The following is a 13,014-nucleotide window of genomic DNA, read 5'->3' on the forward strand; positions in this document are numbered from 1 at the left end:
CGGCGGCGGCGCAGCCCGTCGGCGTAGGCCTGGCCGAACTTCGCACACCACCGGCGGACGGTCTCGTCGGAGACGATCACGCCGCGTTGGAGCATTAGTTCCTCGACCTCGCGGTAGCTGAGCGGGAACCGGAAGTACAGCCACACGCAGTGGGAGATGACTTCGACCGGGTAGCGATGCCCCTTGTACGACGGCGCCGGGTTCCCCACGACGATCCCCCTCCAGCATGATCAACCCGAAGATCCAACCATGTCATCCGCCAACGTGACAGCGCCCCGGAACCGCATGGTCTCCGGTTCGGCGTCGGCGAGCTCGTCCTTGTCGTGGAGGGTGAGGAGGCGAAGCCAGGCGTCGAGGTCGGCCGCGAGGTTCGCGGCCAGCATCCAACTTCGATTGACGGTCCAGGACTTCGAGGGCAGGTTGTGCAGGCCTCAGGCCATCGTGAAATCCGGTCACTGCGTACAACCCTCGCAGTACTCAAGGTGTCGTACATGCGAACACGTATACGTCTACAGGCTCCCGGGGGATCCTTGAACACCACGCACCACCTCACCCGCCGTACCCGACTCGCGTTCGTCGCCGGCATAGCCGTCCTCACGAGCGTCACGGCTCCGCTGACCACAGCCACCGCGTACACCGCCACCACCCCGGTTTCGAAGGCCAGCGCCGAGAACCCCGCACCGGTGACCGTCGTCCAGGAAGGCGGCCCCACCGACGTCGCCACCGGCGACGTCCCGGCGTCGAAGGTCCGTTTCACCGCCACGCTGCCCGCGGGCTTCACCGGCGACGTCAAGGCCCAGCTGGTATTCACCCGGACTCCGGGAGCGGGCTGGGAGCCCCGGCAGGTGGCCTCCGCGCTCGACGCCACTTGCTCTCTGAACGGCGGCCCGTACACGTCGTGCCGGTTCGACACCGGCCACGACGAGTACACCGAAGGCATCATCTACCTCAGCCTGCCCACGGCCACCGCCACCACGGAGAACGCGGGCACGACGCTCACCTGGCAACTCCTGGTGAGCACCAAGGCCGTGCTGGCCGACGGCCTCGGGGGCACCATCAACCTGACGGACGCCGCCGGGACCACCCTGGCCGCGGCACCCGCACAGATCAACTTCGTCGAGGGGCGTGCGACCTCCCGCCCGACCATCTACGCCCGCGACACCGCCGGTACACTGTGGCAGTACGAGTCCGACGGCAAGTACGGCACCACCGCCTACAGCAGGCGCACCAAGGTCGGGGGCGGCTGGGAGATCTACAACACGATCACCCGCCTCGGCAAAACCGCCGTGGGCAGCGCTTCCACCGGAGTGGGCCACGACCTGGTCGCCCGTGACAAAGCCGGACGGCTCTGGTTCTACCGGGGCACCGGCCAGCCCGGGACCCCCTTCAAGCCCCGCACGCTCGTTGGCAGCGGCTGGGGCCAGTACACCGCCATCGTCGGCATGGGCGACTCACGTTCCGACCGCGTTAACGACCTGCTGGCCCGGGGCCGCGATGGCGTCCTGTGGTTCTACCGCGGCACCGGCGACCCAGCCAGGCCCTTCAAGACCCGCGTGAAGGTCGGGGGCGGCTGGAACAAGTTCACCAGTCTGACCTCCTTCCCCAACGGCATCGTGGCGAAGGACGCGGCCGGTGTGCTGTGGCTCTACGAGGCGAACCCGACCGGCGAGGTCGCCGCCCCGCTCAAGGCCCCGCAGAAGTTCGGCGTCGGTTTCGGCACCTACCGTGCCCTCGCCTTCGGCGACGACTTGGGCTGGGGCGAGGGCAAGGAGCTGGTGGCCCGAGACGCCAGCGGCAACCTCTGGGCGTACGAAGGTTCGTACTCCTACCCAGGCAAGCGCGGCCTCACCGGCAAGCGCACCCAGATCGGCACCGGCTGGAACATCTACAACACGCTGATCTGACCCGGCCACCCGCCGCGCCACGCCGATCTTCCGGCGCCGAGCGGCGGGTGCCGGACAGAGCCAGGTCCTACAGGGCGCTGACCCAGTACACCGCCCTGTAGGGCGCGGGCAAGCCCGTGCCACCCCGGGCGCACTCGTAGTGCAACTCCGCCGCCCGGTACACCGCCAGCGTGCCCTCCGGCAGCTCCACCGCCCGCCGCACGAACTCCGCCACCGCCTCCGGAATGTTTTCCACCTTCGGGAAGCACCCCATGCGCTGATACGACTTCAGCGTCAGCAGCAAGGCCAGCAGATGCTCATTGCTGTCCGTACGATCGGCGGCCCACTCCAGCTCATCGCGAGTCGGGGAGAAGAACAGATGCAGTTCGTGCGCGGTGATCAGCCGCTTGAACCGCGGATACGCGGTCCGTTCGATCGAGGTCACAACCCACCCCAGGACCCAGACGACAACCAACATGGGAGGTTTTTGCTCTCCCGCCGCTTCACCTCCGCCCCCGGCCTCGGTCACGGCGCGGTGGTAGTTCTGCACCCATATCGTGCGCAAAACCTGCACCGCTGGGAGCTCACGCAGCCAGGCCGGGGCGTCAGGGGCGTGCACCGCCTCCAGCAGCGCGAACCCGTCCCGGCCGTAGACCAGGGCCATCTCCTCGCGCTTGCTCGTGGAAGCCGGCGGATGCCAGGAGTGAATCCGCGGGCCGTAGCGTTCGGCCCATTCCCGAACGGGCACCGCCTGGGTCAGCCAGTCCGGGGCCGCGCAGGCCAGCGCCTCCAGCGCGGCCCGCAGCGTCTCCCCGGCCAGCTCCAGCCTGTTCAGATCGCGTACTGCCGCCAGCACGCGGGTGGAGTCAGTGCGTTGCCTGCCTCCCGCCTTCACCAGGCCCCGGTCCTTGAGCGCGGTCAGCAGCAGGTCGAGCACCTTCTCCTCCATCCCGTGCTTGACCAACCGCGTGCGGAACTCGGACAGCACCGAACCCGGGATCACCCGATGCTGTGCCGTTCGTAAACTCATCATTGCTGCTCGGAGCGGGTCTGGCGCGCCGTCAGGGTCTGCTGGAACCCTGTCTGGGTGGATCGTTTCATTGGTGTACCGGGTGGCTCGGAAGGTGCTTGCAGTCCCGGCGCTGCTGCTGTGCGGGGATGCGGCCAAGGATGCGGAACTGCTTGTGCTGCGGCACGAGAACGCGGTGCTGCGCAGGCAGCTCACGGGCCCGGTGCGGTACGAGCCGGCGGATCGGCTGTGGTTCGCGGCACTGTCCTGGCTGATTCCCCGGCGCCGGTGGGCACGATTCTTCCCGGTGACGCCCACGACGCTGCTCGCGTGGCACCGCAGGCTGATCGCCAAGAAGTGGGACTGCAGCAAGCCCCGGAGCAGGCCCGGGAGACCGTCGACCGCGAGCGCGGTGAAGGCTCTGGTGTTGCGGCTCGCGAAGGAGAATCCGCGCTGGGGCTGCCGACGGATCCAAGGGGAGCTCGTCCGGCTCGGACACCCAGTTGGCTCGACGACGGTCTGGGAGATCCTCACCGCAGCGGGCATCGATCCAGCCCCACGCCGCAGCGGCCCCGACGTGGCGAGAGTTCCTGACCGCGCAGACCGAGGGCGTCATCGCCTGCGACTTCCTGCACATCGACCTGGTCGACCTGCGCCGCGTGTACGCGCTGGTCTTCCTCGATCACGGCACACGCCGACTGCACATCGCCGGCGTGACCGCCCATCCCACCAGATCTTGGACGGTGCAGCAGGCGAGAAACCTCGCCGTCGAGTTGGGCGCACGGCTCGACTCGCTGCGCTTCCTGCTCCGCGACCGGGACGCGAAGTACGCCGATTCCTTCGACGCGGTCTTCGCAGCCGACGACATCGAGGTCGTGAGGACCGCACCGCGGACTTGTCGGATGAACGCGCACTGTGAACGAGTCATCGGAACCCTGAGACGCGAGGTCCTCGACCACCTGCTGATATGGAACGAGACCCATGCTCGGCAGGTCCTTGATTCCTATGCCCGGCACTACAACGGTCATCGCCCGCACCAGGCCCGGGGGCAACTCCCGCCCCTCGCCCACGAGCACCCGGCGCCCATGACCGCTCCGAGTGCTCACCGGCTCCTGCGCACCCAAGTGCTCGGCGGCGTGATCAGCGAGTACAGATACGCGGCTTGACCAGCAGCGACGAGTTTCCGAACGGCACAGGTTCTGGTACGGGTCGACCACGTCGTATCCGTACCGCCCGCGGAGCTCCTCGACCACGGCCACCCGCTCGGCGAGCGTCGTGCCCACGAGCACCGCCTCGGCGCCAGCCTCCCGGACGCGCCGTACCTTGGCCGCCGGCGCGCCGGACGGCAGCACCACCACCGTGGGCAGTTTGTGCTCCGCGGCGGTCAGCGCCACCGCGATGGCGTGATTGCCGGTGCTCTGCGCGATCACTCCGCGGCTGCCCGCGGCGGCCAGTTCCTCGACGGCCAGGAGAGCTCCCCGGACCTTGAACGAACCGCCGCGCTGCAGATTCTCGGCCTTCAGCCACAGCCGCGCGCCGGTCAGCGCGTCCAGCTCCTCGCAGCGGACGACCGGCGTCCGCCACGCCCGGCCGGCCAGTCGCCGCCGGGCCCGGTCCACATCGTCGCGGCTGAGCATGCCCACCGGGGCTCCTCACTCTAGTGGTCCGGCGACAACGGCCGGAAAACGCCAGGGAGTTGCAATAGCGCGTCATCCTCGCACGGGGGCTTCGGTCCGGTGGAGCGTTCAACCCGGCGGCAGGCCGCCTGCCTCCAGGGCCTCACTGCCGCGGGTCACTCGTTGCGCAGGGCCTCCGAGATCGTCAGGCGTGCCGCCGACCGGGACGGGACGAACGCGCCCAGCAGCGCCAGCACGGTCCCGGCGAAGGCAAGCAGGGTGATCTCCCGCGCGTGCCACACGTCCATCAGGAAGGCGGGGAGGGCGATGTTGGCCGCCTCGCCCGCCATCGGCACGATCAGCCGGTGGGCGGCGACCCCCAGGGGAATGCCGATCAGCCCGCCGACCACTCCGAGCGCCGCCATGGACGTCAGCATCATGGCGATCACCTGACTGGGCGTCATGCCGATCGACTTCAGCATGCCCAGGTCACGGCGCCGTTCCCGGGTGTTGAGCACGACGGTGTTGAAGACGCCGAGCGCCGCCACCGTCCCCAGCACCAGGGTGAGGGTCGTCGCCAGGCTGATCATGGCCAGGGCGAAGGAGTTGTCCGAATCGGTGGAGTCCTTCGGGTACAGGCCGGGGTCGGCGGACTTCACCGAGCCGAGGTAGCCGTCGACGTCCGTGCCCGGGTCCAGCTTGACCAGGTACTGGACCTGGATGGGCTTGTACGCCGGTGCGAGCGGGGTGAGCGTCTGCCATACGGAGTAGAGGTTCGTGGTCTCGCCGGACATGGTCGCGCCGACGATCGTGACGCGGGTCCGCCGACCGTCCTTCTCCAGCGTGAGGTGGTCGCCGACGCTCAGGCCGCGTTCCTTCAGGAATCCCGACGTGACGACCACTTCACCGGGCCTGTCCAGCCAGCGTCCCTTCACGATCTCCCGCTCGAAGCCCAGCGCCGACGACTTGCCCCGGAAGAACTGGCCCTCCACGCTCTCCGTGGACCCCACGAGCGACAGCGCGAGGGTCAGCCGGGCGGTCACCTCGGCCGTGCCGGGCTGCGTGCGCAGCAGCGCCTCCGTCGCGGCGTCCCCCCGCTTCGACTCGACCCCCTTGACGGGGTTGCCCCGGTCCACCGTGACCTGGACGGCGCCCTTGTGGGTGGAGGTGTCCGCGTACTCCTCCACCGTCCTGACCAGTCCCGTCGCGAAGGTCACGGTGGTCACGCCGAGCACGGCCGCCGCCATGGTCAGGCTCGTGCGGCCCGGGCGGGCGAAGGGCAGGCCAAGCCCCAGGCTGACGGGGCGCGGCAGCCGGGTGCCGCCGAGCAGGCGCTGGACCCTCAGCCCGCGGCCCATGCGCGGCGCGCTGCCGGCGCTGATCGCCTCGGCCGCCGACAGCCGGTGGGCCCGCAGGGCGGGGACGAGCGCGGCGAGCACGACGACGACGGGCATCCCCAGCAGCGCGACCGTGTTCACCAGAGGGCTGACGCCGATGTTCCCCAGACCGATGCCCCTGAACGCGTTGACGAGCAGGGGCCGCGCCATGAGATTGCCCAGCCCGGTGCCCAGCACGCAGCCGGCGATCGCCGGGACGGACACCATCACGAGATAGATCGCCACGACTTCGTGCGGGGTGAAGCCCAGGGCCTTGAGGGTGCCGATGTGCCGGAACCCCGACACGACCGCGCCGCTGATCACGTTGGCGACGATCAGGAGCGCGGACAGGAGCCCCAGGCAGCCGAAGACCATCAGGAAGGGCACGTACGCGCCCAGCCCGGACGCCACTTCACGCTTGATGGCGAGATACGAGTTGGAGCCGAGGAACGAGTCCCGCGGTAGCCCCTCGACGACCGAGGCCAGGCCGGCCTCGACCGCGGAGTCGCTCCCGGCGGAGGAGAAGCGGTACAGCATCTGGGACGTGGTCGGTCCCAGGCCGGCGATCTGCTCCGGCGACACCCAGGCGTCGGCCGTCTTGCTCAGGCTGTAGGCGTACCCGACGACGGTGAGCGTCGGCATGCCGGGGATCTCGAGCTTCTCGCCGACCGGCAGCGGCTCCTCCTTCGGGCCCAAGGGCAGCGCGCTCTGCGACGGCGGGAGCTGGCGCAGGACGATCTCGCCCGGCGCGGTCGCCCAACGCCCCTGCCACAGGTCCAGACGGTCCACGTCTCCGCCCGGGTCCGCGCGGCCCACCACCCTCTGGGGGCCCCGCACCATGCGGGACACGCCCTCGGGGATGTTCAGCACGGCCTGCTCGAAGGGACCCGTGACGGCCTCCACCCCGGGCCGGCGCGCCGCCCGCCTCAACTGGTCGTCGGACACCTTGTCACGGTCGAAGGCCGCGACGGCGTGCGGGCCGCGCTGCTGGGCGAATCCACGGTCGAACGGCGCCGAGGCCGACTCCAGCAGCCCCAGTGCGACCACGATCGACATGGTGGAGAACAGGATGACGACGCCGATGACGACGGTCTGGAGCCGCCTGCGCCGCACGGCCGCACGTGCGACCCGCCATACAGCCTTCATGCGCTCCGCTCCAGAGTCCGCTCGCGGGCCACCCGGCCGTCAGCGACCTCGATCACCCGGCTGGCGCACCGCGCGGCCAGGCGTTCGTCGTGCGTCACCATGAGCAGCGTCTGCCCGAGCTGGTTCAGGCCGAGCAGCAGATCCATCACATGCTCGCCGGACCGGCTGTCCAGAGCGCCCGTCGGCTCGTCGGCGAGCAGCAGGGCCGGACGGTTCATCAGGGCACGGGCGACGGCCACGCGCTGGCGCTCGCCGCCGCTGAGCGCCGCCGGGTAGATGTCCTTGCGGTCGGCGATGCCCAGCTCCTCGAGGAGGGCCAGCGCGCGCTCGCGTGCCTGCCGGGCCGGGGTCCCGGTCAGCTGCCCCGCGAGCGCCACGTTGTCCAGCGCCGGCAGGTCGTCCAGGAGGTTGAAGAACTGGAAGACCATGCCGATGCGATGACGCCGGAACAGCGACAGGCCCTTCTCACTGAGCGTCCCCAGGTCCTCCCCCTGGACGACGACTCGCCCGGAGGTCGGGCGGTCCAGCCCGGCGACCATGTTGAGCAGCGTCGACTTGCCGCTGCCCGAAGGCCCCATCACCGCCACCGCTTCACCGGCACGAATCTCCAGCGACACACCGTCGAGCGCGACGGAGTCGCCGAATTCCTTGCGCACTTTGTCGAGCTGTACGACGACCTGCTCCGAGCTGCCTTCAATGGTCATGGAAAAGACGTTAGAGGCCGCAGGACGAACCGGTCATCGATCAGGGGAATTAGAGCTCGCGCAGATAGGCGCGATGGGGCACCTCGGGAGCAGGGCAGGCACAGGGCCTGGTGATCATGGAGTTGCGACACTCTGTGATCACCGGGAGACCTGTGCCTGCCCTGCCGTCATGGCTGACCGAACCCCTGTGGGACCAATTCGCGGCGCTGCTGCCACAGCGGCCCGTCTACGATCCGGCCCACCCGCTGGGCTGCCACCGCACACGGATCAGCGATCGGATCATCTTCGACAAGCTGCTGCAACTCCTCCGCTTCGGCTGCTCCTACGAGGCCCTGGCGGGCACCACCTGTTCAGCCACCACGATCCGCAACCGCCGTGACGAGTGGATCCGGCTCGGCGTCTTCGCCCGGCTTCGGCACATCGCCCTGGAGGCGTACGACCGCATCGTCGGCCTCGTTCTGGATCAGATCGCCGTCGACGGGGCGATCACCAAAGCACCCGGAGGCGGAGAAGCCGCCGGACGCTCACCGGTCGACCGGGGCAAACAGGGCCTCAAACGCTCGGGGATGACAGACGGTTACGGCATCCCGCTGGGCCGCGTCCTTGCCGGAGCGAACTGCCACGACTCGCCGCTGCTCGCCCCGACCCTGGACCTTCTGGACGGCCTGGGCCCGCTGCCCGACGCCATCACCGTGCACCTGGACGCCGGCTACGACTCGGGCAAGACCGCCACCACCCTCGACGAACGCGGACTGCGCGGCCGGATCGCGCACAAGGGCGAGAAAGCTCCCGTCCAGGCCACCGGGCGCTGGCACGTAGAGCGCACCCACGCCTGGCAGAACGCCTTCCACCGACTCGCACGCTGCTACGAACGCCGGATCGACGTCATCAACGCCTTCTTCGACCTCACGGATGCCGTCATCACGGTGCGTAGCCTCATTCGCCGCGCCTGGACCACCCACCGGTGGGACGACCGCCCCACCCGGCGACCATGACCCCCACACCTATGCGCGAGTTCAAGACCGTTGCGTGTGTACCAGCTCCGGCGAAGCACCAAAGGGGAGCGGGCTCTATCCCTTGAACTCCGATGGCCTCTTGCCGGGCAGCTTAGCGGCGGTCGGCGGCGGTGGGTTACGGCATTGCCGCGAATGCCTTCCTGTGGTTGCGTGCCCACTGCTCGAACGTGCCCGCCGGTCGGCCGAGCACCCGCGGCACGTGGTCGGTGACGTAGGCCGCGCCGCCAGCGCGCGCCCAGCCGATGCCGGTGATCATCCCGGCTGGCAACTGGGCGAGCTCGCTCGCGTCGGTGGTCTTGACCGGTCGTTCCAGCACGCGCTCCAGGATCGACGCCTGGTCTGTGAACGTCAGCAGCTCTGGCCCGGTCAGGTCATACCGCTGCCCATCGTGCGCATCGCTGGTCATGGCGGCAACGGCGACCGCGGCCACGTCCCTCGGGTCGACGATGGCCTGCCGGGAGTCGCCGACCAGGTTCGGGATCGGCTCTCCAGCCTGGATCAGCGCCCGGTAGCGCAAGAAGTTCGACGCGAAGCTCGGCGGACGGAGCATCGTCCACACGAGCCCGCTGGCCTCGATCGCCTCCTCCGCGGCGACATGCCACGCGCCGACGGTCGCCCCGTCGAACAGCTTGCCGCTGCCGATCGCGGACAACTTGACGATCTTACGGACGCCCGCTGCCTGCGCGGCCGTCACCAGGGCGATGTCGTGGTCCGCTGTCGGCACGGGTGGCACGGTCACCAGGAAGACCGTGTCGACGCCGGCCACCGCGCCCGCCAGCGACGCCGGGTCGTCGAAGTCGGCCCGCACCCCGCCGGGCCGCTCGCGGCGGGACATCGCCCGAAACGGCACACCCCGCTCGGTGAGCAGACGCACGACGTGACTACCGATGGTGCCAGTAGCACCGGTAACAAGGATCATGGCCCGACGATCACATCGCTCTCACACCGCGTGATAGGAAGTTTCGGCACTATCGTGAAACGCGTGAACTCTCTCAACGTGCCGCCTGCCCTTCTGCGTTGGGTGGCCGGGATCGATGTCGCCACGGCGGACGGTTCGGCGACGATCGACATGCCCGATCACGCCACCACACTCCTCCTGCGCATCGAAACGCGTGAACTGATCGTCATGGGCCCCCGCACCCGGGCTGCCTATCACGTCGGTGCGCCCAGCCACTCGTGCGTGCGGGTTCGCATGCGGCCGGGTCGTGCCCAAGCCCTGCTCGGCCGTCCACTGCGTGATTTCGCCGACCGGGCCCTTCCGCTCCGAGAACCACCGGGCCTGGATGTCGATCAGCTCGCCGCCCATCCGATCGCTGCTCTCGAAAAGGCATGGGCCGACCGCCCGGAGCCCCCGGCGCGGCTCGAAGAGGCGGCACACCTACTGGTCAGCGCCACCGTCGCCACGACCGCAGCCCGGTTGCACATCAGTGAGCGCCGCCTGCACACCCTGTTCACCGACGGCACTGGCCTGTCCCCCAAGCACTTCGCGCGCATCGACCGAGTTCGCACCGTACTCGCGGCGGGCGCCGGCCGGTGGTCGGACATCGCCGCGACGGCGGGCTACTACGACCAGTCCCACATGACGGGCGAGTTCCGCCACTTCATGGGCGTCCCGCCGGCCGCGTTCACCGCGGGGCAGCGTCCCGCCGCGACTCCGTGCACTGTCTGAGTTCCAAGACCGGGCAAGGGAAAGGAGGAGTTACAGCAGCTTGCCGGAAGATGATCCGGTCGCTGATCCGCGTGCGGTGACAGCCCAGCGGCGGGCCGGATCGTAGACAGGCCGCTGTGACAGCAGCGCCGCGAATTGGACCCACCTGACCAAGAGTGTCGCAACTCCATGATCACCAAGCCCTGCGCCTGCCCTGCTCCCGAGGTGCCCCATCGCGCCTATCTGCGCGAGCTCTTAACTTGAAGCTTAATCACGCGGTTGGCGTTGATGAACTTGGCGCGGTAGCTGAACCCACCCTCCCTCCGGTTCTCCTTGAGCGGCACCGAAGCGGTGGAGTAATCCTTGTTCAGGGCCGCACCTTCCCATGTTGCTGCGAAGGCGGCAGCTGTAGAGCAGGGCCGAATCGCAGTCTGTGGCCCAGAGCGAGCCGGGATCAGCGTCCGTTCATGCGCAGCACAGTGACGGCGCCGACCGTTGTGTAGCCACGCCATTCGAGTGATGCGGCGGCCGAATAGCTGGTGAAGTCGACCACCCACCCGCCGTCCTGTCGCTGCCCGAGTTCCAGGCGGTCGAGGTCGTCCGACACAGCCTGGGGGTCGAGCAGGCCGCGGATCGGTCGCCCGGGCTCGGGCGCGTAGTCGAGAAGATGAAGCGTCTCGCCCTCGGCCCCGCCGACGACGGCGAGTGCCCCGTTCTTTGGGACGAACCGTCCAAGGTGGTCGAGGAGGTCACGCGCCTCCGGGTGGGTGTCGGCTGCGATGTCGAGGAACTGGAGCGCGAAGGAGAGCACGTACGCGAAGGGCACTTCGTCGATCTTACGGATCGCGTCGAAGCAGTACCGCGTCGCCATCGCCAGCCATGGATGGTCTCGTACGGCTTCATCCCAGCGCGCGGTGCGATACGCCTGCGTCGCGACTGCGGCCGTGATTTGCAGCGATGACTCCGAGGGATCCGCTTGTACCCAGAACGGGGCGCACGCCGCGGGGTCGCCGATCGGAAGCGCGAACGGCAGCCCGCCATCGGGCAGAGTCACGGAGTCCAGCCAGTCGAGTAGGGCTGCAGTGTGCGGCGAGGTCGCAGGGCCGGCGTCGGCGAGTGCCTCGAGCGCGTGCTGGGCGCCTCCTGGCTGGCTCTCTGGTGCACGAAGGTCCGGTTCGAGTCCCCATCCGTAGCCGCCGTCAGGGTTTCGGTAGGCGTCGAGTCCGTGGATGATGGCCTTACGAGCCGCGTCGCTGTCGGTGGTGACGGCCTCGAAGCGCCGCTGATCGAGAACTCGCGCGTGCGAGGCCATGAACGCTCTCGCGCGACCCAGGTTGATGCTCATACGAGGACCCTGTCATCCGTTGGCTACGTCAGGCTTGGACGAAACGGCCAGCCGAGGGGAACGAACACGAAGCCAGAAAGGCGAGCATTTGAGAGGGCGTCATGTTGAAAACAGCTAAGCGACGCGTGTGAGCGTGGTGGGTGTCTGGCCGGTGAGCCGTTTGCTCTCACGGTTGAAGTGGGCTTGGTCGGCGTAGCCGGCTGTCGCCGCTGCACTACTCAACGGCAGGCCTGCTCGTGCCAAGTGGAGTGCATGCTGGAAACGGTGAATCCGCATGAGCGTCTTGGGGCCGTAGCCGAAGAGCCGGTTGCTGAGCCGACGCAATGATCGCTCCGATAGGTCGTGGAGCTCTGCGGTCTCACGCACGCTCAGGCCTTCGCGAGCGGCGCGGTCGAGAGAGGTCGCCAGACGAAGGACGGAGAGCTCCGGGTCCGCCCGCGTCCATAGGGCGATGAAAACCCGTTCGAGCGCGTCGGCCGCGTTGTCCTCGAACGACCAGCCGTCGTGCCTGGGGAGTACGACGAGTTCCGACAACTCGACGCGCCGCTCCGTCAGTTCGTGTGCGGGCACACCGAGAAGTGCGTACGCCACGCCCGGAGCGAGTTGGAGACCCCAGGTCACCTTGCCGGCATGCGTCGGCACGATTACCGTCCGAGTGTCGGGGCCTGCCACGACGAGACGGTCCTGGAACCACATCAGATCCATCACGCCGTCGGGGGCGATGCGCTTCTCGGGACCATCTGAGAGCGCCCGCCACATCGTCGCGCCGGTTCGGACGCCTCGTCGTGTCGTATAGCTCCCCACGTATCGTCCACCTCCGCACCACGCACACAACTGCGGCCGACTGTAGTGCGGACGACTGTAGTGCGGACGACTTTGGAATATCCGGGGTTCGCAGGCCCCGGACCTCGCTACCGCTATCCGCTGCACCGCTGGCCCTTACAGCGACCGCCCGCAGGACGTCACGGAGCGGTACACGTCACCTGGCTGTATCCAAGCCATGCGAGAACAGGGCCTCGGACGCCACCTCGACTCCCCCGACACGCTCAGCGTGCGCTGGTGGGCCGGTCAGGCGGCCCGGCCGAAGCCCGCTGCGGTCGGGCCCTCGTCGCGGAGCGGAGTGAAGTCGACGTCGAGTTTCGGGTCGTACGCCTCGGGCGGGAGTGTCTAATCAACGGGTCTGGCCCGTAGTCGGTGGTGACGTCGTGTAGCCGTCAGGGCAGGAGGATGCGGTGGCGGAGGAGGTCGAAGCCGGCGCGTCCGTGCATCTG

The 13,014-nt window shown here is 68.8% G+C and carries 10 protein-coding genes and 4 pseudogenes; 4 read left to right on the forward strand and 10 right to left on the reverse strand.

Annotated elements, in window-relative coordinates:
• A pseudogene (locus AB0915_RS35040) lies at positions 1–215 on the reverse strand (IS6 family transposase); the annotation flags it as partial.
• A gap of 15 nt (positions 216–230) precedes the next feature.
• Positions 231–383: a hypothetical protein gene (locus AB0915_RS35045; RefSeq protein WP_366694923.1), complete on the reverse strand. Its 153-nt coding sequence runs from the start codon at positions 381–383 to the stop codon at positions 231–233.
• Positions 384–530: 147 nt separating this feature from the next.
• On the opposite strand from AB0915_RS35045, the gene AB0915_RS35050 reads away from it, so the two are divergent.
• Positions 531–1,904, forward strand: coding sequence for a hypothetical protein (locus tag AB0915_RS35050; protein ID WP_366694924.1), 1,374 nt, complete (start codon positions 531–533; stop codon positions 1,902–1,904).
• Positions 1,905–1,971: 67 nt separating this feature from the next.
• Here AB0915_RS35050 and AB0915_RS35055 read toward each other — a convergent pair whose 3' ends face one another.
• On the reverse strand, positions 1,972–2,871 hold the full coding sequence (locus AB0915_RS35055; RefSeq protein ID WP_366694925.1) for a DUF4158 domain-containing protein: 900 nt from the start codon (positions 2,869–2,871) through the stop codon (positions 1,972–1,974).
• A 157-nt stretch (positions 2,872–3,028) separates the two neighbouring features.
• Here AB0915_RS35055 and AB0915_RS35060 point away from each other — a divergent pair.
• A pseudogene (locus AB0915_RS35060) lies at positions 3,029–4,058 on the forward strand (integrase core domain-containing protein).
• Positions 4,059–4,100: 42 nt separating this feature from the next.
• Here the strand turns inward: AB0915_RS35060 and AB0915_RS35065 are convergent.
• From AB0915_RS35065 to AB0915_RS35075, 3 genes and pseudogenes are all read right to left on the reverse strand, one after another.
• Positions 4,101–4,529 (reverse strand): annotated as a pseudogene (locus AB0915_RS35065) (pyridoxal-phosphate dependent enzyme); the annotation flags it as partial.
• A gap of 155 nt (positions 4,530–4,684) precedes the next feature.
• Entirely contained in the window at positions 4,685–7,030 is a 2,346-nt protein-coding gene (locus AB0915_RS35070) for an FtsX-like permease family protein (protein ID WP_366694926.1), read from the reverse strand.
• Positions 7,027–7,734, reverse strand: coding sequence for an ABC transporter ATP-binding protein (locus AB0915_RS35075; RefSeq protein ID WP_366694927.1), 708 nt, complete (start codon positions 7,732–7,734; stop codon positions 7,027–7,029). Before AB0915_RS35075 ends, AB0915_RS35070 begins: the two co-directional genes overlap by 4 nt.
• 152 nt (positions 7,735–7,886) lie before the next feature.
• On the opposite strand from AB0915_RS35075, the gene AB0915_RS35080 reads away from it, so the two are divergent.
• Positions 7,887–8,729, forward strand: coding sequence for an IS5 family transposase (locus tag AB0915_RS35080; RefSeq protein WP_366694928.1), 843 nt, complete (start codon positions 7,887–7,889; stop codon positions 8,727–8,729).
• Between the two features lie 136 nt (positions 8,730–8,865).
• Here the strand turns inward: AB0915_RS35080 and AB0915_RS35085 are convergent, their stop codons facing one another.
• Positions 8,866–9,669: an NAD(P)H-binding protein gene (locus tag AB0915_RS35085; RefSeq protein WP_366694929.1), complete on the reverse strand. Its 804-nt coding sequence runs from the start codon at positions 9,667–9,669 to the stop codon at positions 8,866–8,868.
• Between the two features lie 63 nt (positions 9,670–9,732).
• Here AB0915_RS35085 and AB0915_RS35090 point away from each other — a divergent pair, with 63 nt between their 5' ends.
• Positions 9,733–10,419 carry an AraC family transcriptional regulator gene (locus AB0915_RS35090; RefSeq protein ID WP_366694930.1) on the forward strand — a complete coding sequence of 229 codons (687 nt, stop codon included), beginning with the start codon at positions 9,733–9,735 and terminating at the stop codon, positions 10,417–10,419.
• A 33-nt stretch (positions 10,420–10,452) separates the two neighbouring features.
• On the opposite strand, the pseudogene AB0915_RS35095 reads toward AB0915_RS35090, so the two are convergent.
• From AB0915_RS35095 to AB0915_RS35105, 3 genes and pseudogenes are all read right to left on the reverse strand, one after another.
• Positions 10,453–10,572, reverse strand: a pseudogene (locus AB0915_RS35095) (IS5/IS1182 family transposase); the annotation flags it as partial.
• A 280-nt stretch (positions 10,573–10,852) separates the two neighbouring features.
• Positions 10,853–11,743 carry a hypothetical protein gene (locus tag AB0915_RS35100; RefSeq protein WP_366694931.1) on the reverse strand — a complete coding sequence of 297 codons (891 nt, stop codon included), beginning with the start codon at positions 11,741–11,743 and terminating at the stop codon, positions 10,853–10,855.
• Positions 11,744–11,857: 114 nt separating this feature from the next.
• Positions 11,858–12,547, reverse strand: coding sequence for an AraC family transcriptional regulator (locus AB0915_RS35105; protein WP_366694932.1), 690 nt, complete (start codon positions 12,545–12,547; stop codon positions 11,858–11,860).
• Positions 12,548–13,014 lie beyond the last annotated feature (467 nt).

It is taken from the genome of Streptomyces sp. NPDC048411 (genome assembly GCF_040704695.1).
Taxonomy (GTDB): domain Bacteria; phylum Actinomycetota; class Actinomycetes; order Streptomycetales; family Streptomycetaceae; genus Streptomyces.